Annotated in this window: 22 protein-coding genes; 11 read left to right on the top strand and 11 right to left on the bottom strand. The window is 72.1% G+C overall.

The annotated features are described in order from the left end of the window. Window positions 1-19 precede the first annotated feature (19 nt). Entirely contained in the window at window positions 20-1,846 is a 1,827-nt protein-coding gene (locus AB0B14_RS08190) for a glycoside hydrolase family 15 protein (protein ID WP_357521978.1), read from the bottom strand. Window positions 1,847-1,956: 110 nt separating this feature from the next. Here AB0B14_RS08190 and AB0B14_RS08185 point away from each other — a divergent pair, with 110 nt between their 5' ends. Beyond that, the gene (locus tag AB0B14_RS08185; protein WP_357521976.1) at window positions 1,957-2,544 is read left to right on the top strand and encodes a general stress protein; all 588 of its coding nucleotides are present in this window, start codon (window positions 1,957-1,959) and stop codon (window positions 2,542-2,544) included. Between the two features lie 51 nt (window positions 2,545-2,595). Here the strand turns inward: AB0B14_RS08185 and AB0B14_RS08180 are convergent, their stop codons facing one another. Together AB0B14_RS08180 and AB0B14_RS08175 are read right to left on the bottom strand one after the other, a co-directional pair. Further along, on the bottom strand, window positions 2,596-3,183 hold the full coding sequence (locus tag AB0B14_RS08180) for a DUF1684 domain-containing protein (protein ID WP_357069436.1): 588 nt from the start codon (window positions 3,181-3,183) through the stop codon (window positions 2,596-2,598). Continuing rightward, window positions 3,180-3,584, bottom strand: coding sequence for a helix-turn-helix domain-containing protein (locus tag AB0B14_RS08175; RefSeq protein WP_357069024.1), 405 nt, complete (start codon window positions 3,582-3,584; stop codon window positions 3,180-3,182). The genes AB0B14_RS08180 and AB0B14_RS08175 overlap by 4 nt, the downstream gene beginning before the upstream one ends. Window positions 3,585-3,678: 94 nt before the next feature. Here AB0B14_RS08175 and AB0B14_RS08170 point away from each other — a divergent pair, with 94 nt between their 5' ends. Beyond that, entirely contained in the window at window positions 3,679-4,686 is a 1,008-nt protein-coding gene (locus tag AB0B14_RS08170) for a hypothetical protein (protein ID WP_357069022.1), read from the top strand. Next, complete coding sequence (locus tag AB0B14_RS08165) at window positions 4,683-5,096, top strand: VOC family protein (protein WP_357069020.1); 414 nt, start codon at window positions 4,683-4,685, stop codon at window positions 5,094-5,096. The genes AB0B14_RS08170 and AB0B14_RS08165 overlap by 4 nt, the downstream gene beginning before the upstream one ends. 54 nt (window positions 5,097-5,150) lie before the next feature. On the opposite strand, the gene AB0B14_RS08160 is transcribed toward AB0B14_RS08165, so the two are convergent. Next, on the bottom strand, window positions 5,151-5,720 hold the full coding sequence (locus tag AB0B14_RS08160; RefSeq protein WP_357521974.1) for a TetR/AcrR family transcriptional regulator: 570 nt from the start codon (window positions 5,718-5,720) through the stop codon (window positions 5,151-5,153). Between the two features lie 60 nt (window positions 5,721-5,780). Between AB0B14_RS08160 and AB0B14_RS08155 the strand changes: the two genes are divergently transcribed. After that, entirely contained in the window at window positions 5,781-6,269 is a 489-nt protein-coding gene (locus AB0B14_RS08155; RefSeq protein ID WP_357521972.1) for an FBP domain-containing protein, read from the top strand. A gap of 49 nt (window positions 6,270-6,318) precedes the next feature. Here AB0B14_RS08155 and AB0B14_RS08150 read toward each other — a convergent pair whose 3' ends face one another. Next, window positions 6,319-6,852, bottom strand: coding sequence for a GNAT family protein (locus AB0B14_RS08150; protein WP_357521970.1), 534 nt, complete (start codon window positions 6,850-6,852; stop codon window positions 6,319-6,321). A gap of 158 nt (window positions 6,853-7,010) precedes the next feature. Here AB0B14_RS08150 and AB0B14_RS08145 point away from each other — a divergent pair, with 158 nt between their 5' ends. Then, window positions 7,011-7,493, top strand: a complete 483-nt coding sequence (locus AB0B14_RS08145) for a MarR family transcriptional regulator (RefSeq protein ID WP_357069011.1) — start codon at window positions 7,011-7,013, stop codon at window positions 7,491-7,493. A 10-nt stretch (window positions 7,494-7,503) separates the two neighbouring features. Then, complete coding sequence (locus tag AB0B14_RS08140; RefSeq protein ID WP_357521968.1) at window positions 7,504-8,490, top strand: pirin family protein; 987 nt, start codon at window positions 7,504-7,506, stop codon at window positions 8,488-8,490. A gap of 64 nt (window positions 8,491-8,554) precedes the next feature. On the opposite strand, the gene AB0B14_RS08135 is transcribed toward AB0B14_RS08140, so the two are convergent. After that, a complete protein-coding gene (locus AB0B14_RS08135; protein ID WP_255508778.1) occupies window positions 8,555-8,683 on the bottom strand; it encodes a hypothetical protein in 129 nt (42 codons plus the stop codon). 133 nt (window positions 8,684-8,816) lie between these two features. On the opposite strand from AB0B14_RS08135, the gene AB0B14_RS08130 reads away from it, so the two are divergent. Beyond that, entirely contained in the window at window positions 8,817-10,406 is a 1,590-nt protein-coding gene (locus AB0B14_RS08130; protein ID WP_357521966.1) for a phospholipase D-like domain-containing protein, read from the top strand. Here AB0B14_RS08130 and AB0B14_RS08125 read toward each other — a convergent pair. Beyond that, complete coding sequence (locus AB0B14_RS08125) at window positions 10,355-11,107, bottom strand: hypothetical protein (RefSeq protein WP_357521964.1); 753 nt, start codon at window positions 11,105-11,107, stop codon at window positions 10,355-10,357. The two genes, AB0B14_RS08130 and AB0B14_RS08125, sit on opposite strands and share 52 nt — an antisense overlap. Window positions 11,108-11,480: 373 nt before the next feature. Between AB0B14_RS08125 and AB0B14_RS08120 the strand changes: the two genes are divergently transcribed. Next, the gene (locus AB0B14_RS08120) at window positions 11,481-12,305 is read left to right on the top strand and encodes a SigB/SigF/SigG family RNA polymerase sigma factor (RefSeq protein WP_357069003.1); all 825 of its coding nucleotides are present in this window, start codon (window positions 11,481-11,483) and stop codon (window positions 12,303-12,305) included. A gap of 108 nt (window positions 12,306-12,413) precedes the next feature. Here the strand turns inward: AB0B14_RS08120 and AB0B14_RS08115 are convergent, their stop codons facing one another. The 3 genes from AB0B14_RS08115 to AB0B14_RS08105 are packed head-to-tail and all read right to left on the bottom strand — an operon-like array spanning window position 12,414 to window position 15,178. Then, window positions 12,414-13,004, bottom strand: a complete 591-nt coding sequence (locus AB0B14_RS08115; protein ID WP_357069001.1) for a GNAT family N-acetyltransferase — start codon at window positions 13,002-13,004, stop codon at window positions 12,414-12,416. Further along, entirely contained in the window at window positions 13,001-14,506 is a 1,506-nt protein-coding gene (locus AB0B14_RS08110; protein WP_357068999.1) for an APC family permease, read from the bottom strand. Before AB0B14_RS08110 ends, AB0B14_RS08115 begins: the two co-directional genes overlap by 4 nt. A 45-nt stretch (window positions 14,507-14,551) precedes the next feature. Continuing rightward, window positions 14,552-15,178 (bottom strand): GPP34 family phosphoprotein, encoded by a 627-nt coding sequence (locus tag AB0B14_RS08105; protein WP_357068997.1) that lies wholly within the window; start codon window positions 15,176-15,178, stop codon window positions 14,552-14,554. Between the two features lie 184 nt (window positions 15,179-15,362). Between AB0B14_RS08105 and AB0B14_RS08100 the strand changes: the two genes are divergently transcribed. Genes AB0B14_RS08100 through hrpB form a run of 3 tightly spaced genes read left to right on the top strand, consistent with a single transcriptional unit; the run spans window position 15,363 to window position 18,971 of the window. Continuing rightward, the gene (locus tag AB0B14_RS08100) at window positions 15,363-16,187 is read left to right on the top strand and encodes a helix-turn-helix transcriptional regulator (protein ID WP_357069434.1); all 825 of its coding nucleotides are present in this window, start codon (window positions 15,363-15,365) and stop codon (window positions 16,185-16,187) included. 41 nt (window positions 16,188-16,228) lie between these two features. Next, window positions 16,229-16,429 (top strand): DUF397 domain-containing protein, encoded by a 201-nt coding sequence (locus AB0B14_RS08095; RefSeq protein WP_357068995.1) that lies wholly within the window; start codon window positions 16,229-16,231, stop codon window positions 16,427-16,429. 28 nt (window positions 16,430-16,457) lie between these two features. Beyond that, on the top strand, window positions 16,458-18,971 hold the full coding sequence (gene hrpB / locus AB0B14_RS08090; RefSeq protein ID WP_357522098.1) for an ATP-dependent helicase HrpB: 2,514 nt from the start codon (window positions 16,458-16,460) through the stop codon (window positions 18,969-18,971). Between the two features lie 9 nt (window positions 18,972-18,980). On the opposite strand, the gene AB0B14_RS08085 is transcribed toward hrpB, so the two are convergent. Then, window positions 18,981-19,706, bottom strand: a complete 726-nt coding sequence (locus AB0B14_RS08085; RefSeq protein ID WP_357068991.1) for a protein phosphatase 2C domain-containing protein — start codon at window positions 19,704-19,706, stop codon at window positions 18,981-18,983. Window positions 19,707-19,832 lie beyond the last annotated feature (126 nt).

Raw genomic sequence — 19,832 nt, 5'->3', positions numbered from 1 at the left:
CGCACGCGCGGCGGCGGCACTACCGGACCGGGGAGAAGTACGACGGCGGCATGCCCTGAGCGCGCAGTGTCGGGTCCTGCTCCACGTCGGTGAGCACACCGGCGGCGTTGATCAGGCCGATGTGGGAGAACGCCTGCGGAAAGTTGCCCAATTGCTCCCCGGTCAGCGGGTCGATCTGCTCGGCGAACAGGCCGAGGTCGTTGACCCGCTCCGCCAACCCCCGGAACAGCTCGTGCGCCCGGTCCCGCTCACCGGCCAGCGCCAGGCAACACACCAACCAGAACGAGCAGATGAGGAACCCCGCCGGGTCGCCGTCCCAGCGCCGCAGCAGGCCGTCGTGCGACAGCCGCTGCTCCACGGCGCGGATCGTCGACCGCATCCGCGGATCGTCGGCCGGCAGGAACCCCACCAGCGGCATCACCAGCACCGACGCGTCCAGGTCGTCGGATTCGAAACTCCCGGTGTACGACTGGAGCCGCTCGCTCCACCCTCGCTCGAGCACCTGCGCGCGGACCTTGTCGCGGACATCCGCCCAGCGTGCCACGTCCTGCGGCTCGCCGAGTTGGTCACCGAAGCGGACCGCCCGGTCCAGGGCGACCCAGCACTGCACCTTCGAGGACACGTGGTGGTGTTCGACGCCGCGTTCCTCCCACATCCCCGCGTCGGGCAGCTCCCAGTCGCGGGCGGCCTGGTCGGCGAGCAACCGGAGGACGTGGCGTACCTCCTGGTCCATCGGCTCCAGCTTGTCGCGCATCAACCAGGCGGCGTCCAGCGCCTCGCCGAAGATGTCGGTCTGCCGCTGTTGCCAGGCGTCGTTGCCGATCACCACCGGCGGGCTGTCGCGGTAGCCGCCGAGCTGTTCCAGGCGGTGCTCGGTGAGATCCCGTTCCCCCAGCACCCCGTACATGATGGGCACCGGTTTGTTGTCGACGCGGCCCATCGCCCGTCCCAACCAGGCGAACTGCCGCTGCACCTCGTCGAAGCACGCCGTTCGCCACAGCGCTCGCAGGGTGAGACTGAAGTCGCGCACCCAGACGTAGCGGTAGTCGTAGTTGCGGTCCCCGCCGAGCTCCTCCGGCAGGGACGTGGTCACCGAGGCCACCACCGCCCCGCTCGGTCGGTACGTCATGCCCTGCACCACCAGCCGACTGCGCCGCACCTGCTCGGCGTAGAGCCCGTCGTATCCATGTTGCGCGGTCCAGGACCGCCAGCCGGCGACGGTGTCGGCGATGGTCTGGTCGGCGTCCGGCACCTCCGGCAGCGGGGCGTCGTAGGTCGGGGCGTACCCGAGGGTGAAGTTGTGTCTGGTGCCGGCGCGGACGGTGAACGTCGCGGCGGCCTCGCCGTCGCCGGAGGTCAACCGCACGCTGCCGCGCAGGGTGAGCCGGGCGGCCCCGGCGATCGCCTCCAGCATGTCCTCCCGCTCGATCAGGTACGCGATGGTGCGGCCGTACTCGAAGCGCGGCCGGTAGTGCACGCGCATCGGCACCGCACCGGAGAGCCCCTCCACCGAGCGAACCAGCACCTGCGGGGAGTGCAGGCCGATGTCGTGACCGCGGGAGCCCGGCTCGAAGGCGAGCGCGTCGGTCAGGGCGACCTCCCCCTGCGCGGTGCGGAAGACGGTCCGCAGCACCAGGGTGTCCTCCAGGTAGCCGCGGTGCACGCTGTAGTCGCCCTCGGGCCGGATCGACCAGTGCCCGGCGCCGTCGTCGAGCAGCCGCCCGAACACCGACGGGGCGTCGAACCGGCCCGGGCACCACCAGTTGACCGAGCCGGTGGCGTCCACCAGCGCCGCGCTGCGGCCGTCGGCGAGGAAACCGTAGTCGCTGATCTGTCCGTTCTTCACCTGGCTGCCTACCCGGGCCGCCCGTGCTCATTCCCCTCCGACGCCCGGCGGACACCGCGTTACCGGTCGGCCTGGAGGGGAAGCCGGGGAGCTGACGAGGGAGGATGCTCATGACGTCAGCTTCGGGGCCGACCGCCGCGTGGCGGCCCGGCACACAGGATGGCGACCTGCTTCCATCCGGGCCGGCCGGCCGCCTGTCGACGGCGGGCGGTGACGGCCACGGGCCGCAGACCGGTTCGCCGACCGTGACGATCGGTTCGTACCCGGACTATCCGGCGGCACAGCGGGTCGTCGACTATCTGGCCGACAATCGCTTCCCGGTGGAGCACACCGCCATCGTCGGCACCAACCTCACCCTGGTGGAGACGGTGCTCGGGCGGATGACCACGGGTCGAGCCGGGCTGCTCGGCGCCGGTACCGGCGCCTGGTTCGGGCTCTTCATCGGCCTGCTGTTCGGCATCTTCACCGTCGGCAACTGGCTGGCGGTGATCCTGGTCGGGCTGGTCATCGGTGCGATCTGGGGTGCCGTGTTCGGCGCGGTCGCGCACGCCATGACGGGCGGGCAGCGGGACTTCACCTCGGCCAGCTCACTGCGCGCCGGCCAGTACGCGGTGACGGTGGACGCGCAGCTCGCCGACCAGGCGCGGCAGCTGATGGGTCGGATGCAGCTGCCCGGCCCCGCCACCAACGCCCGCTGAGCGCCGATCGACCGGCCGTCCGTCCCGGCAGCACTCGGGGCGGGCGGCCGTTCAGTCGTGGTACGTCAGCTCGCCGGCACGGATGTCGACCTCGACCCGGTTCTCCGGCGGCGCCAGGGGGCACGCCCAACGGTCGTCGTACGCGCAGCTCGCGTTGTAGAGGTAGTTGCCGTCCAACCGGACCCGGTCGCCGGGCAGCAGCTCGACGCCCCGGCCGAAGGTGCCCTTCACCGTGTCGGTGAGGTACCGGCCTCCCCCGTACGTCTCCCGACCGCTGGTGCCGTCGCGAACCGGCACGAACAACCCACCCCCGTACGCCTCGATCCACCACAGGGTCAGCGACCCCCACGGCGTCTCGGCCACCGCCACCCGCCGGTACGCCACCACCCCGTCCGGACCGCCGGTGTCGATGCGCAGCTCACCACTGGCCGGCCGGAGCGGCGCCTCGACCACGGCATCCGGGTTGGCCGGGAAGTAGCGCACCCCGGTGAAGTCGGCCCGCTCGGCCGGCGGGATCGGGCTCTGCGGGTGGGTGGCGAAGAGTTCGTCGCGGCCGGCACGGAACCCGGTCAGGTCGACGTCGGACAGGTACAGCCGGGCCACCCGTTCCCGCCAGTCGGCCAACTCCAGGTCGCTCAGCATGCCGGGGACTCCTGATCGAATGACAGCTCTCCGGACCGGACGGGCTTGCCACACGCCTGACAGCGCACCTCGGCGACGAAGACCTGGCCGCAGAGCTCGTGGATGAAGTCGACCCTGGGCACGTCGCCCTCGCTGTAGGTGTCACCCCAGCGCTTGAGCACGAGGATGACCTGCCCGAGGTCCTTGCCCTTCTGGGTGAGTTCATAACCCGCGACCTTGCCGGTCTCGGTGGCACGGGCCTGAAGGATGCCGGATTCGCCCAGTTTTCGCAGTCGGGCGGCCAGAACGTCCCTGGGCGCGCCGACGGCGCGAAGGATCTCGGTGTAGCGCGAGGCGCCGAACGCGAGCGCTCGCACGATATGCAGCGACCACCTGTCGTTGACTGCGTCGAGCGCCACAGCGAGAGTGTCCCGCTCTGGTTTGGTTTTCAAACCGTCAGTGCTACGGTTCGTTTGGTTGGACATTCAAACCACACTACCCGAGGAAGCACCCATGACGTCGCCATCCGATCCACGTACCGACGGAGCGTCGCCCGTCGTCACCCAGCGCCGAGCCTGGACAACGCTCGTGATCACCGGGCTGATCATCGGCACGGCGTTCATCGCGGTCTATGTCGGACTGCAACGCAGCCCTCAGCCGAGCCAGCTGCCGATCGCCGTGGCCAGCGCGCGGCTGGCGCACACCGCACAGGCCGGATTTGGTAACGCGGTGGCCGTCACCGAGGTCGCGAGCGTCGCGGACGGCGAGGCCATGGTGCGCCACGGCGACGCCGTCGCCGTCCTCGGCGAAACCTCCCCCACCACGCTGACACTCGACTATGCCGGCGCGAGCGGGTTCAGCGAGAGCGGCGCCGCGCGTCAGCTCGCCGCCGGTCTCGCCGCGAAGACGGGGGCCACCGTCCAGGAAAACGACATCGTGCCGCTGGCGGCCTACGACAGCCGAGGGCTGTCCGCGTTCTACGTGGTGTTCGGCGTCACCCTCGCGTCGTTCGTCCTCGCGCAGGGGCTCACCGCAGCCACCGCGAAGGTGCGGCTGCGGCACCGCCTCTACGCGATGGGCGGATTCGCCGTCCTGATCGGTGTGATCGCGGCGACCGTCGCGGGTCCGGTGTACGGATCACTCACCGCACCATTCCCGCTGCTCGCCCTCTCGCTCATCCTGCTGTCCGCCGCCAGCGCCTTTACGACCAAGGCGCTGGGGGCCTGGCTCGGCCCGGCGGGTATCGCCCTGGCCGTCCTCACCCTCACGACCATCGGCAACGCGACGAGCGGAGCGACGATCGGGGTCGATCTGTTGCCGGAGTGGGCACAGGCGATCTCGGGGAAGCTCCCACCGGGCGCGGCGGTACGAGCGGTCAACAACTTCGGCTACTTCGACGGCGCACACACCCTGGCGCCCCTCGGCATCCTCGCGACCTGGTTCGTGGCGGGCCTCGGATTCGTCCTGCTCCGGCAGCGCAGCGCCCAGCGCCGCCCGCTCACCGCCGAGGTGGGACGGTGACCGCCCGGGTCAGCCCGTACCTCAGCTTCACCGGCAACACTCGCCAGGCGATGTGGTTCTACCAGTCGGTGTTCGGGGGCAACCTGGAGATCACCACCTTCGGCGATCTCCAGGGGTCGACGGGTACGGCGCAGGACGAGCTGATCGCCCACGCGACGCTCAGGGGGACGACTGGGGTCGTGCTGATGGCCTCCGATCGGACGCCGGGCGACGACGCGGTCAGGGGCAGGTCGTCGATCACCCTCGGCGGCGACGAGGCGGAACTCGTCACCTACTGGGAGCGACTGTCCGAGCGAGGGACGGTCACGGTGCCATTCGCCAGATCGCCGTGGGGCGCGCTCTACGGCAGGTGCACCGACAGGTTCGGAACCGACTGGCTGGTGAACGTCACCGCGCCGGCGGCGCCCTGATCCGAGCACACCCTCAGCGCCGGCCGGGTGGGTGGACGCAGGCCCGCTCGGCCGTCAGCGCGACGGCCAGTTGGTGAGGACGGCGTCGAGGGCGTCCAGGGTGCGCGACCACGAGTCGTCGGTGGGGCGCGGGGTGTGCCGGAAGCCGCCGGTCCGTTCCAGGCTCACGAACCCGTGGAACGTGCTGTGCATCATCCGCACCGCGTCGGTCTGGTCGGGCTCGGAGAGCCGGTAGCCGCGCAGGATGGCCCGGGTCATCTCGGCGTGTCGGACGCCGGCGCTGGTGGCGGCGGTCTCCGGGTCCAGGTCGATCTGCATGGCGGCGTAGCGGCCCGGGTGCTCGCGCGCGTAGTCGCGGTACGCGTTGGCGAAGGCCACCAGCGCCTCCTTGCCGGCCCGGCCGGCGAGCGCGGCGCCGACCCGGTCGGCCAGTTCGGCCAGGGCCAGCAGGGCGACCCGGACCCGCAGGTCCTGCGCGTTTCTGAGGTGGAAGTACAGGCTCGCGTCCTTCACCCCGAACTGGCGCGCGAGCGCGGCGACTGTGACGTTCTGCATGCCCACCTCGTCGGCCAGCTCGGCCGCGGCCAGCGTCAGGCGTTCGACTGTCACTCCTGCACGTGCCATCCACCACACCCCAAACCTAGCTTCCTTATTCGTTTGCCTAGGCGAGCTAGGCTACTCCCTATGCTAGCCCTGACCGAATCCGTCATCCGCGCCTCCTTCGTCAATTGCAGCCGAGGCGAGGCGAAGCGGCTGACCGTACCCAATGATCTTGCGATGCGTCCCTGGGACGACCTCGACTTCCTCGGCTGGCGGGACCCCTCCGCGCCGCAGCGGGCCTACCTGGTCGCCGAGACCGACGGCAAACTGGCCGGGGTGGTGCTGCGGGCCGCGGCGCACCAGACGGGGCGCGTGCGGCACAGCATGTGTTCGTTCTGCCTGACCACGCACCTCGGCGGCGGCGTCTCGTTGATGACCGCCCCCAAGGCCGGTCCAAGCGGACGGCAGGGTGACTCCGTGGGCACGTACCTGTGCTCCGACCTCGCCTGCTCGCTCTATCTGCGGGGCAAGAAGCACGCCGGGCCTCCCGCGCCCGAGCCGCTGCCCCTGCCGGAGCGGATCGAGCGCATCGAGACCGCCCTCGCGGCGCTCCTCCGCAAGGTCACCGAGTGACGGTTCGCGGGCGGCCGGGGCCGAAGCGTGTTCGGACCCCGGCCAGGCCCTAACTGTCGGTCGACAGGCGGGCGTGCAGGTGCTCGTCGTAGCGGCGGCCGTCGCCGTACCGGTACGACTCGCGCAGCGTCCCCTCGGCGCGGTAGCCGGCCCGGTCGGCGACCCGGCAGGAGGCCGGGTTGGCCACGGCGTGGCACAGTTCCACCCGGTGCAGCCGCAGGTCGGTGAACGCCCAGTCGGTGAGCCGGACGACGGCCCGCACCGCCACCTGACGCCCACGGGCCGCCGGCGCCGTCCAGTAACCGATGGACGCGTCGCCGTGGTGGATGTGGTGCAGCGACACCGAACCCAGCAGCTTCCCGTCGGCCGCCGAGGCCACCGCCATGGAGACGTGGTCACCGGCGGACCAGTCGGCCCGGCGGCGGACCCAGAGCAGCGCGGTCGCGTCGTCGATCGGGCCGCCACCCTGCGGGTTCCACTGGGCGATGGCCGGATCGAGCAGGGCGTCGCGCACCGCCGGAGCGTCCTCGTCTCGCCAGGGACGCAGCAGCAGGTCGGCGGTGGTGAGCTCCACGTGTTTCACGAGGCCGGAGTCTGGCACACCGCACCGCCGTCGCACCGCTGATTTCACGGCCACTTCCTTCAAAGTTGCAGAAGCTGGCCGCTCGACGGCCGAAAACGTGACTCAGGCAACGCTCAACACCGGTAGTTAAATTTTGAAGTAGTGCTATCGTCGTGGACATGACCGAGAGCCTGGACCGCACCCGAGAGGCCGCCTGGCGCGCCTACATCGAGGCCAGTCAGCGTCTCTACACCCAGTTGGAAGAGGACCTGCGCGCCGACAGCGAGCTCAGCTTCGCCGACTACCACGTGCTGGTCCTGCTCTCCGAGGCACCGGGGCAACGGTTACGGATGGGCGAGCTGGCCAACCGGCTCATCTTCTCGCCCAGCCGACTGACGTACCAGGTCTCCTCCATGCAGCGCCGCGGCCTGGTCAGCAAGGAGCCCTGCCCGGACGACCGGCGCGGCAGCGAGGCGGTGCTCACCGCCGCCGGGCTGCTCGCCCTGTCCGAAGCCGCACCGCACCACCTGGCGTCGGTACGAGCCCACCTCATGGACGACCTCGACGACGACGAGGTCGCCTGCCTCACCCGGGTCTTCGACCGGCTCGGCCGCCGCCTGCGAGCGGCCCGGACCGCCTCGTCCACCCACGCCACCCGCTAAGGAGCCCCCGATGCCCGCGATCACCGTCGACAACGTCGTTGTCCTGCCGCGCCTGCCCCACCTCGGCGAGAGCACCGCATTCCGCAAGGTCCGCACGGTGACCACCGCGCCCAGCGGCTTCGAGGGCGAGGGCTTCCCGGTCCGTCGCGCCTTCGCCGGGGTGTCGACCACCGACCTGGACCCGTTCATCCACCTCGACCAGATGGGCGAGGTCGACTACGCGCCGGGCGAGCCGAAGGGCACCCCGTGGCACCCGCACCGCGGCTTCGAGACCGTCACGTACATCATCGACGGCGTCTTCGACCACCAGGACTCGAACGGCGGCGGCGGCACCATCACCGACGGCGACACGCAGTGGATGACGGCGGGCAGCGGCCTGCTGCACATCGAGGCGCCGCCGGAGCACCTGGTGGTGAGCGGTGGCCTCTTCCACGGCACCCAGCTCTGGGTCAACCTCCCGCGCTCGGCCAAGATGAACCCGCCCCGCTACCAGGACATCCGGGGTCGGGAGTCGGCCCTGCTCAGCACGCCCGACGGCGGCGCGCTGATCCGGGTCATCGCCGGCGAGGTCGCCGGGCACCGCGGCCCGGGGTCGACCTTCACGCCGATCACCATCACCCACGTCACGGTGCAGCCGGGGGCGCAGGTCGACCTGCCCTGGCAGCCCGACTTCAACGCCCTGGTGTACGTGCTCGGCGGTCGCGGCACGGTCGGCACCGAGCGGCGGCCGGTCCGCACCGGCCAGCTCGCGGTGCACGGTTCGGGCGACGCGTTGCGCTTCGCCGCGGACACCGCGCAGGCCAGCAACACCCCGGCGCTGGACCTCTACATCATGGGTGGAGAGCCGATCCGGGAGCCGGTGGCACAGTACGGCCCGTTCGTGATGAACACCCGCGACGAGCTGCTCCAGGCGTTCGACGACTTCAAGGCCGGCCGGCTCGGCGTGATCCCCACCGAGCGGCTGCCGCACACCGGCGGCCAGGGCACCCGGCCCTGACCCTTCGTCGGCACTGAGTTCGGCGCCGGCGCCCCCGGTTCACCACGGGCGCGCCGGCGCCGCCTCAGGAGACCGCAAAAATCCCGGCGACACCAAGAATCACCATCACCAACACCGCTACCAGCGCACCCCGTTCGCTCTCCACCGCCGGCTCGCGGTACTCGGTCACGGGATTCGTCGTGTCGCGGGGCATGGTGTGGCCTCCTCGGCTGTTGTCGTGTCGCTTCGATGGCGTTGGCCAGGTCACCGGTCTGCCGGGCTGGCGTGCGGACCCTCGTCCGGGGTCCTACCGTGAGGACGTTGCCGACCTCCAGGGGGGCTGGACGTTGCCGTCGCAGGACTGGTTCCTCACCGCGCAGGAACGCGCCAACCCGGTGTCTGGGTTACCCGTCTGGACCACGGGAAACCTGGCCGAGCCGTTGATTCACGGTGCCGCGTACTTCGACCGGCTGGTCGACGAGGTGCAGGCGCTTCAGGCCGGTGACCACCTGTTCTTCACCGACTGGCGGGGTGATCCGGACCAGCGGCTGCGCCCCGACGGCCCGACCGTGGCCCAGCTCTTCGCCCAGGCCGCCCAGCGCGGCGTGGTGGTCAAGGGCCTGATCTGGCGCTCGCACCTCGACGTGCTGGCCTACAGCGAGGCGGAGAATCGCGACCTCAGCGAGACGATCTCCGCGGCCGGCGGCGAGGTGCTGCTCGACCAGCGGGTCCGGCGCGGCGGCTCGCACCACCAGAAGCTGGTGGTGCTGCGACACCCGGGCGCACCCGAGCGGGACGTCGCGTTCGCCGGGGGGATCGACCTGTGCCACAGCCGGCGCGACGACGCCGCGCACCACGGCGACCCGCAGCCGGTGCAGATGTCACAGCGGTACGGGCCCAACCCACCCTGGCACGACGTGCAACTCGCGGTGCGCGGTCCGGTGGTCGGCGCGTTGGACACGCTGTTCCGGGAACGCTGGACCGACCCGATGCCGCTGGACTCGGAGAACCCGATGGCCTACCTGCGGGACCGGTTGCGCGGCGCGGACCTGCGGCCGGACCCGCTGCCCGAGCAGCCCGCCGACCCGCCCGAGTGTGGTCCGCACCAGATCCAGGTGCTACGCACCTACCCCGCCGTCCGCCCGCGTTACTCGTTCGCACCCGACGGCGAGCGGACCGTGGCCCGCGGTTACACCAAGGCGGTACGCCGCGCCCGCCGACTCATCTACCTGGAGGACCAGTACCTGTGGTCGTCCGAGGTGGCGGACCTGTTCGCGCACGCGCTGCGCGACAACCCGGAGCTGCACCTGATCGCCGTGGTGCCCCGGCACCCGGACGTGGACGGCAGGTTGGCGCTGCCACCGAACATGGTCGGCCGCGAGCAGGCGCTGTCGCTGTGCGAGCGGGCCGCACCGGACCGGGTGCACGTGTTCGACGTGGAGAACCACACCGGCAACCCGGTCTACGTGCACGCGAAGGTGTGCGTGGTCGACGACGTCTGGGCCAGCGTGGGCAGTGACAACTTCAACCGCCGGTCCTGGACGCACGACAGCGAGTTGTCCTGCGCGGTGCTCGACGACACCCGCGACCAGCGGGAGCCCACCGACCCGGCCGGCCAGGGCGACGGTGCGCGCGTCTTCGCCCGGGACCTACGACTTCGTCTGTGGCGCGAGCACCTGGACCGGGACCCGGACGGCGCGGACGACGCCGACCTGCTCGACCCGGCGGACGCCGTCGCGGCCGTCACGGCCGCCGCCGACGCGCTCCAGCAGTGGTACGACGACGGCCAGGTGGGCGAGCGACCGCCCGGCCGGCTGCGCCCGCACCGCCCCGAGCGGCTGCCGTGGTACACCCGTGCCTGGGCGTTGCCGGTGTACCGGCTGGTCTACGACCCGGACGGCAGGCCGCTGCGGGCGAGGCTGGCCGGCACCTGGTGAGCCGGCCGGGGCGACTCCGCCGGGGCGGCGACCGGGTGCACGCTCAGCCCACCCGGGTAGGCGAACGAGGAGCGCGGCGAGTAGTAGCCGAAGCCGATGGTCAGCGGGTTGGCCGGGCGGAGCGCGTACAGCGGATGCTCGGGTTGCGGGAACTCCACCCACTCGACCTCGAACGGGGCGACCGGCTCGGCGACGAACGGGTAGACCGAGCTGAGCAGTTGCCCGTCGCGGCGGGTGAAGTAGCGGTGGTGCCCGCTGCTGATCGCGTGGCCGGTCTCCCCCACTCGGCACCGGGCCCGGATCAGCGTCGTCCCGTCGATCTCCGTCTCGGAGAGCAGCGCCTCGCCACTCACCTCGATCCGGGTCCGGCCGGTGCACACCGGGGCACCGCGAGCGGCGGCGTAGTCACGGACCCGCCCACTGGAGGCCACGTAGGTGGTCCACCAGCCGCCCGGGTTGAGGCCGCCGGGCGCGTCGACGCCGAGCAGCGAGACGCCGAGGTAGGTGAGTGAGTACGCGCCGAAGCCGGAGGTCTGCGTCTCGTCCTCGACGACGTACTGGTTGAGGAACACCTGGTGGTCGGGGCGGGGGCACAGGCCGGGCGGGACCAGTGCGGCGACCGCGTCCGGGTCGGCCGGAACCCAGCTGAAGTAGAGCGTGCGGCTGTTCACGACGAGCTGGGGAGCGGCGGGATCGAGCACGGTGCCTCCGAACCGGGTGTGTACAGCGACGCTACGGCCGGTCCCACCAGCGGGACAACGACGGATAGTCGACACTCCTGTCCACATGTCGGATTTCGTATTGACCCATCGGTGGAGCCGGAGGGGCTGACCGGACGAGTCCGGGTGCTGGTCGATGCCGAATGCCGTCCGGAAACGGGTAAGGGTGATCACACACCTGCCAACCTGCGCCCTATTTGCACCTTTCGCACCTCGACACGCCTTAAGTACATCAGCCTTTCGGCTAGATTTCCGGGAGACGATCAGGTTAAGGTGAGTCCCGAACGGCCCATTGAAAGCTAAACCAAAGTGCCACACCTTTTTGTCCGCGGACGAGGTGCAGGGAGGACCACCCATGACCGCGCCAACGATCACCGAGCAGCCGAGCACCACTGCCAAGGCCACCACCAAGCTCGACCCGCGCGCTCTCACCGACAGCGCCGCCGATCTGCTCAACGCCATGGCCGCGCTGCCCGCCAACCACCCGTCGCGGGCCGCCCTGCGGGACCGGGCGATCGAGGCCTGGCTGCCGCTGGCCAACCACCTGGCCCACCGCTACAGCGGGCGCGGCGAGCCGACCGACGACCTGGCCCAGACCGCCGCGGTCGGCCTGATCAAGGCCATCGACAAGTTCGACCCGTCCCGCGGTGTCGACTTCGCCGGGTACGCGATCCCCACCATCATCGGCGAGCTCAAGCGGCACTTCCGGGACCGCACCTGGGACATCCGGGTGCCCCGCCGGCTCCAGGAGCTGCGGCTGGCCATCTCCGACGCCAACAGCTCGCTCCTGCAGACCCTCGGCCGCTCGCCGACCGTCGCCGACATCGCCGCCCACCTCAAGCTCACCGAGGAAGAGGTGCTGGAGGGTCTGGAGGGCGCCCGCGCCTACAACGCGGTGTCGCTGTCCACCCCGACCGGTGACGGCGAGCGCGCCACCGAGCTGGGCGACATGCTCGGCGGTGAGGACAACGAGTTCGAGTTGGCGGAGCTGCGGGTCGCCCTCGGCCCGGCGCTGGCCACCCTCGACGAGCGCGAGCAGAAGATCCTGACGCTGCGCTTCTACGGCAACCTGACCCAGTCGCAGATCGCCGACCAGATCGGTGTCTCGCAGATGCACGTCTCGCGGCTGTTGACCCGGGCGCTGACCAAGCTGCGCGGGCAGCTCGACGGCACCTACTGAGCCAGTCACGACAGAGGGCCGGGTCGACGGACCCGGCCCTCTGTCGTACCCCCGTTGTCACGCTCGCGTGACACGTGCGGAGGTCCCTTCCGCACGTCGGTGGTGGGGTCAGCCGTCGGCCGGCTGCCGCCACATCGGCCAGAACGGTGTGCCGTCGGGCACCCGGAACGGCTCGCCGGCCAGGTAGCCGTGCTTCGCGTACAGGTCCCGGCTGCGCGGGCTGCTCGCCTCGACGTACGCCGGCATCCCGTTGGCGTCCAGCCAGGCGTGGTGATGCCGCATCAGCGCGCTGCCCAGCCCCTGCCCCTGCCGGCCCGGCTGGGTCGCCAGGAAGGCCAGGTGGTGGTGGTCCGGGTGCGGGTGGTTCGCCGCGAACAACTCGTCGAGATGCTGGAACCGGTCGGTCCACTCGCCGCAGGCGGCGGCCAGTCGGGCGTCGTAGTCCTCCGGCGGCGGAGCGGGCTCGCCGACCGACGGAAACCACACCGCGACCGAGGCCCGGTCCGCGGTGGCGTGGACCATGCCGTGCCGCATCGCGTGGCCGACCAGGATCTCGAAGTCCCCGGCCAGCACGGCCTCCCGCTTGCTCGCGTCGGGCACCAGCCAGTACGTCACCCTCAGGGCGGTGAACGCCTCGGCGATCCGGTTGGCCACGAGGGTGGTCTCCTCCGGCCCGAGTCGCTCGATGGTCACGCTCATCGGGTCACCCCCACCGTGGCCGGCGTCTCCGGCTTGACGGCGGCGCTCGCCGCGCCGAGGCCGATGCGGGCGTACGTGTCCGGTCGGTTGCCGCGCAACACCAGCGCCCAGCCGACGCCCAGGAGCGCCGCCACCGGGTAGACGGCGGGCAGTGCCCAGCGCAGGGTGGAGTCCGGCGCGACGCCGAGCAGGTTGGCGAAGTTCGACACGGCCAGCCAGATGATCACGAAGAGCGCGATGGTGGCCAGGCCGGGCGCGATGGCCCGCCGCCAGAGGTTCTCGCCGCCGCCGGAGCGGGCGAAGTAGACGATCACCGCCACCGAGGTGGTGGCGATCAACAGCAGGACGCCGAACCCACCGGTGGTGCCGCCCCAGAAGAACAGCTGGACCACCGGGTCCCAGCCGTTGACCGCGTACAGCAGGATGACCGCGAGACCGAGGACGCTCTGCGCCAGCGAGGCGGCCCGGGGCGCCCCGCTGCGGGGCGAGGTCTGCCCGAACACCGCCGGCAGCACCCGCTCCCGACCGAGCGCGAAGGCGTAGCGGGCCGTGGTGTTGTGGAACGAGATCATCGCGGCGAGCACCGAGGTCAGGAAGAGCACCTGCCCGATGGTGACTGCGGTGTCGCCGAGGTGCGCGGCGGCCAGGTTGAAGATCAGTCCGACGCTCTGCTCGCCGGCCTCGGCGACGATCTGGTCCGGCCCGACGGCGACCGTCATGGTCCACGACGACAGCGCGTAGAGCCCGGCGATGATCACCACCGAGAGGTACGTCGCGAGCGGCACCGTCCGCTTCGGGTCCTTGCTCTCCTCGCTGAAGACCACTGCGGACTCGAAGCCGACGAAGCCGAGGATGGCCAGCACCAGCACCGCTCCGACGCCCGGCACGAAGAGGTTGTCCGGCGAGAACGTGGCGAAGCTGACCTGGTCGCCGGCCGGGTTGCCGAGCTGTCCCAGGTCGAAGACGAGGATCACGACGATCTCGGCGACCAGCAGCGCGGCCAGGACCATCCCGTTGATGTCCACCCGGAGCATGCCGAGCAGGCCGACCAACGCCCACGCCACCAGGGCCACGACGGCCCAGTGCGGGTGCCCGCCGAAGATCCGGTCGAGCACCGGCTCGGCCGCCACACCGATGGTGCCGTACAGGCCGACCTGCAACGCGTTGTACGCGACGAGCGCGACCCAGGCGGCGCCGACGCCGGCCGGTCGGCCCAGTCCGCGGGAGATGTAGGCGTAGAAGGCCCCGGCGTTCTCCACCCGCCGCGACATCGCCACGTAGCCCACCGAGAACAGGGCGAGCACCGCGGCCACCAGCAGGAAGGCCAGCGGGATGCCGGTCACCCCGATGACGCCGTAGCCGGTGGTGACGACGCCGGCCACCACGGTCAGCGGCGCGGCGGCGGAGAGCACGAAGAAGATCACCGAGGGGATGCCGAGGCGGCCTCGGGCCAGGGCCTCGGAGACGTTGCTGGGTCGGTCGACTGTCGATGTCGGGGGCATACGACTACTCCGGTTGTCGAGGGGAGGGTAGGGGTTACCGGGGGGTCAGGGGAGACCGCGCAGCACGGCGGCGCCGACGGCCGCTTCGGTGTGTCCGACGAGTTCCTTCAGGGGTGCCGGCAACGCGGGGATGAGGACGTTCAGCCGGTGGTGCGCGCGGGGGCCGGCGCTCCACAGCACCTCGCGGGTCAGCCCGGCGGCCACGACCAGGCCCAGCAACAGCGCGTCCGGCACGCTCGGCGGGTCCGGCCGGTCCAGCAGGGCCCGCAGCCGGGTGGCCGGCCAGGCCACCGCGTTCAGGTCGATCGGCAGGTAGGTGACCGAGGTGCGCAGCAGCCGGCGGCTCTCCTGGCGGCGCAGCACCCCGGCGCGGGCCAGCCGCTCCCCCACCGAGGCCGTCGCGGTCTGCGCCAGGAAGCTGAGCCAGGTACGCAGTTCCTGGTGTTGGGACTCGCCGATGAGCTGGTCGAGCACGGTGTGCGCGAGGGCGTCGGCCGGCGGACGCCTGTCGATGACGGTGACCCGTCCGGCCGCGACGTGGATGTGTCCGTAGATGAGCAGCTCGCCGAGCAGCCCGCCGGCCAGTCCGAGGCCGGTCGCCGCCGGATGCAGTTTGGCCTTGCCACGACTGTCGTTGTGTGCGATCAGAAAGAACTCGTCGGCGATGAGCAACGGCCCTCCCGCACAGGTGTGTCCACAAGTGATCGCGACCGGGCAAGGATGCACCGACAGCTACTGCAACGCAACTCCCAGATTTGAAAGTTGCACTGCGTGCTGGGGCGACCTGCGGATCTTGTCGTGGCAGACTCGGACGGTGACCGCCACCCCCACCACCGGGCCCACCGCCAGCCCGACCGTGCGCCGTCGACGCATCGCCCGGGAGCTCCGCCAGCTACGGGAACGCGCGGGCATGACCCTCGATGTGGCCGCCCGTCAGCTCGACATGTCCAAGAGCAACCTCTCCCGGATCGAGACCGCGCAGATCGGCATCAAGCCACGCGACGTCCGGGCGGCGCTCGCGCTCTACCAGGTGACCGGATCGGACGCCGAGGCGCTGATCGAGATCGCCCGAGGGGCCCAGCAGCGCGGCTGGTGGCAGAGCTACAGCGACGTGCTGCCCGAGTGGTTCGAGTTCTACGTCGGGTTGGAAGCCGAGGCCGCGGCGCTGCGCACGTACGAGGCCGAGTCGGTGCCCGGGCTGCTGCAGACCGAAGCGTACGCCCGGGAGATCTTCCGGCGCACCGCCGGCGAGGACGGCCTGGAGCGCAAGGTCGCCGCCCGACTGCGCCGACAGGAGGTGCTGCGCCGCGACGACCCGGTCCACCTGTCGGTGGTACTGAACGAGGCGGTGCTGCTGCGCCCGGTGGGCGGCACCGCGGTGATGGCCGACCAGTTGGTCCACATGAGTCGCATCGCGCAGCTACCCAACGTAATAGTTCAGGTACTTCCATTCGCGGCCGGCGGGCATCCCGCGATGAGCACCCCATACGTGCTCCTCAACTTCGCCGACACCGCCGACGCATCCGTGGTTTACCTGGATAACCTATCGATGGGACTGGCGCTGGAGGATGTCGACCAGGTGCTCCGGTATAGCCTTCTCCACGAGGAGCTGTGCCGTCTGGCGCTCGATCCGGCGGCATCGTTGATCCGCCTGGAGGACGCTTCTCGTTACTTTGCGTGACCGCTTCGGCGGCATGCCGACGCAGACGAGGGGTACCGCAGATGACGGCGCACGACCTGACCCGGCTGGACTGGCGCACCAGCACGCGCAGCAGCGGCAACGGCAACTGCGTGGAGGTCGCGACGGCCGCTGGCCAGGTCGCCGTCCGGGACAGCAAGGACCGCTCCGGTCCCGCGCTCGCCTTCGGCCCGACGGCCTGGCGGGCCTTCGTGCTCGGCGTCGGCGAGGTCCGTCGCCCCTAAGGCGCCCGCGCCGGTGCGAGACTGGGCCGTGCTCTCCGACGTAACCCTGGACCTGCCGGTACGCCCGGTGCTGCCGGCGCTGGTCGCGGCACTCGACGCGGCCGGGGCCGGCGTCCTGGTCGCCCCGCCGGGCACCGGCAAGACCACCCTCGCGCCGTTGGCCGTGGCCGACCAGGTGAGCGGTCGGGTGGTGATCGCGCAGCCCCGCCGGGTGGCCGCGCGCGCAGCCGCCCGCCGGATGGCCGAGTTGCTCGGCGAGCGGGTCGGCGAACGCGTCGGCTACGCGGTGCGCGGCGAGCGCCGGGCCAGCCCGGCCACGCGGGTGGAGGTGGTCACCACCGGCCTGCTGGTCCGCCGACTGCACCACGACCCGGAGCTGCCCGGCACGGGCGCGGTGCTGCTCGACGAGTGCCACGAGCGGCAACTCGACGCCGACCTGGCGCTGGCCTTCACCGTGGAGGCGCGGGCCACCCTTCGCCCGGATCTCTGGCTGCTGGCGATGTCCGCGACTCCGGACACGGACCGCTTCGCCGCGCTGCTCGGCGGGTCCGTCCCGGCCCCGGTGGTCCGGGCCGACTCGGCGCTGCACCCGGTCGAGCGGATCTGGGCGCCACCGGCGCGTCCGATCGCCCCGTCCGGAGCCGGGCCGGTGGATCGGGCCCTGCTCGACCACGTGGCCGCCACCGTCCGGCGGGCGCTGGCCGAGCGTGCCGGTGACGTGCTGGTCTTCCTGCCCGGAGCCGGCGAGATCGCGGCGGTCAGCGGCCGGCTGGCCGATCTGCGGGACACCGTCGCGCTGCTGCCGCTGCACGGTCGGCAACGCGGCTCCGAGCAGGACGCGGCCCTGCGCCCCGCCGATCGCCGCCGGGTCGTGCTGGCCACCGCGCTGGCCGAGACCAGCCTGACCGTGCCGGGCGTACGGGTGGTGGTGGACGCCGGGTTGTCCCGGGTGCCCCGCATCGACCTCGCCCGTGGGCTGGGCGCGCTCGTCACCGTGCCGGTCTCCCGAGCCGCCGCCACCCAGCGGGCGGGCCGGGCCGGCCGGGAGGCCCCCGGCTACGTCTACCGCTGCTGGTCGGCCGCGACCCACGAGCGGCTGCCCGCCCGAGCCGAGCCGGAGATCGCCACCGCCGACCTGACCGGCTTCGCACTGGAGCTGGCCGCCTGGGGCTCGCCGGACGGCGTCGGGCTCGCGCTGCCCGACCCGCCACCGGCCGCCGCGCTCACGGTGGCCCAGGACACCCTGCGCACCCTGGGCGCGGTCGACGTCGACGGTCGGATCACCGCGCGCGGGCGGGCGATCGCCGCCGCCGGCGCGCACCCACGGCTGGCCCGGGCGCTGCTCGACGGCGCCGGTCGGGTCGGCGCCGACCGGGCGGCCGAGGTGGTCGCCCTGCTCGCCGAGGAGAGCGCTGCCGGCCCCGGTGACGACCTGGTCGCCGGCTGGCGTCGGCTGCGCACCGGAGTCGACGCGGGCGCGACCGCCCGCTGGCGCACCGAGGTACGCCGGCTGCGCGCCGCGTTGCCCTCCCCAACCGCCGCCACCGGCACGGGTGGCCTGAGTGACGATCTCGCCGCCGGGTTGCTCGTCGGTCTGGCGTACCCGGAGCGGTTGGCCCGGGTGCGGCGGCCGGGCGGCTCGGCGTACCTGATGACCGGCGGGACCGCCGCGGAGCTGGCGGCCGGGTCGGGGCTGGCCGGGTCCGACTGGCTGGCGGTGGCCGTCGCGGACCGCACCCCCGGCGCGCCGTCGGCCCGGATCCGCCGGGCCTCGCCGGTGGACGAGGCGACGGCCCGGGAGGCGGCCGGGCCGCTGCTGCGCACGAGCCGCGAGGTCGGCTGGTCCGACGGCGACGTGGTGGCCCGGGAGGTGACCCGACTGGGCGCGATCGAGCTGCTCCAGCGGCGACTGGACCGGCCGGAGCGGGCGGAGGTGGCGGCGGCGGTGCTGACCGGCCTGCGCCAGGAGGGGTTGGGGCTGCTGACCTGGACGCCGGCGGCGCGGGCACTGCGTGAGCGTCTCGGATTCCTCCGGCACCATCTGGGCGCACCGTGGCCGGAGGTCGGCGACGAGGCGTTGCTCGACGCCGCGCCGACCTGGCTGGGCCCGGAGTTGACCGGGGCCCGGCGGCGGGCCGACCTGGCCCGGGTGGACGTGACCTCGGCGCTGCGCCGGCTGCTGCCCTGGGCGCAGGCCGCCCGCCTGGACGAGTTCGCCCCGGAGCGGATCGAGGTGCCGAGCGGTTCCCGGGTCCGGGTGGACTACACCGACCCGGCCGCACCGGTGCTCGCGGTGAAGCTCCAGGAGACGTTCGGCTGGTCGACGGCTCCCCGCGTCGGTGCCGGGCGGACGCCGGTGCTGCTGCACCTGCTCTCCCCCGCGGGCCGGCCGGTGGCGGTCACCGCCGACCTGGAGTCGTTCTGGCGTACCGGCTACCCGCAGGTGCGCGCCGAGTTGCGCGGGCGCTATCCCCGGCACCCGTGGCCGGAGGACCCCGCGACGGCGACGCCCACCCGGCGCGTCACGCCACGCCGACGGTGAGCGGCGGCCCTACTCCTGCAGGACGTCGGCCACCACGACACTCACGTTGTCGGGTGCGCCGGCGTGCAGTGCCAGATCGATCAGCTTGGCCGTGCAGGCCGTCCGGTCGGGATAGTCCCGGAGCACCTCGGCGAGGGTGTCCGGGCGGACGACGTTGGAGAGCCCGTCGCTGCACAGCAGCCACCGGTCGCCGACGCGGGGCACCATCGTCGAGTAGGACGGGGTGACCTCGTCACCCTGTAGGGCCTGGGTGACGACGGCCCGGCGCGGATGGCTGCTGGCCTGGTCCGCGGTGATCACACCCTGGTCCACCAACATCTGGACGAACGTGTCGTCCCGGGTGACCTGCTTGAGCACGCCCTCGCGGAACAGGTAGGCCCGGGAGTCGCCGACGTGCGCGAGGGCCAGGCAACTGCCGGTACGGGCGAAGAGCAGGGCGGTCAGTGTGGTGCCCATGCCCTGACGCTCGGGATCCTCGGCGACCGCCTGCCGGATCCGGGAGGTGGCCAGCGCGATGCCACCTTCGAGCGCGGCCACCAGAGCGTCCTCGGGGGTCTCCACGTCCAGCGGGGCCACCGCGTCGATGGTGAGGGCGCTGGCCAGGTCGCCGGCGGCCATCCCGCCCATGCCGTCGGCGACGGCGACGAGCCAGTCGCCGGCGTGCAGGGCGTCCTGGTTTCCGCTGCGGATCAGCCCACGGTCGCTCGTTCCGACGGAACGCAGCTTCAGGGTCATGGGAGGCAGCCTGCCAGGCGAAGGGCGCAGTTGTCTCTAGGAGATCAGGACGACGGCGCGTGGCGCGGTGAATCTCACGTCCGCACGCCGGTGTCCCGGGATGCGGCGGCCGCCGCACCCGCCCTC

The sequence above is a fragment of the Micromonospora sp. NPDC049171 genome (genome assembly GCF_040648275.1).
In the GTDB taxonomy this organism is placed as follows: domain Bacteria; phylum Actinomycetota; class Actinomycetes; order Mycobacteriales; family Micromonosporaceae; genus Micromonospora.
Note: the sequence above shows the minus strand (reverse complement) of the source record. Positions and strands in the feature narration are given on the sequence as shown.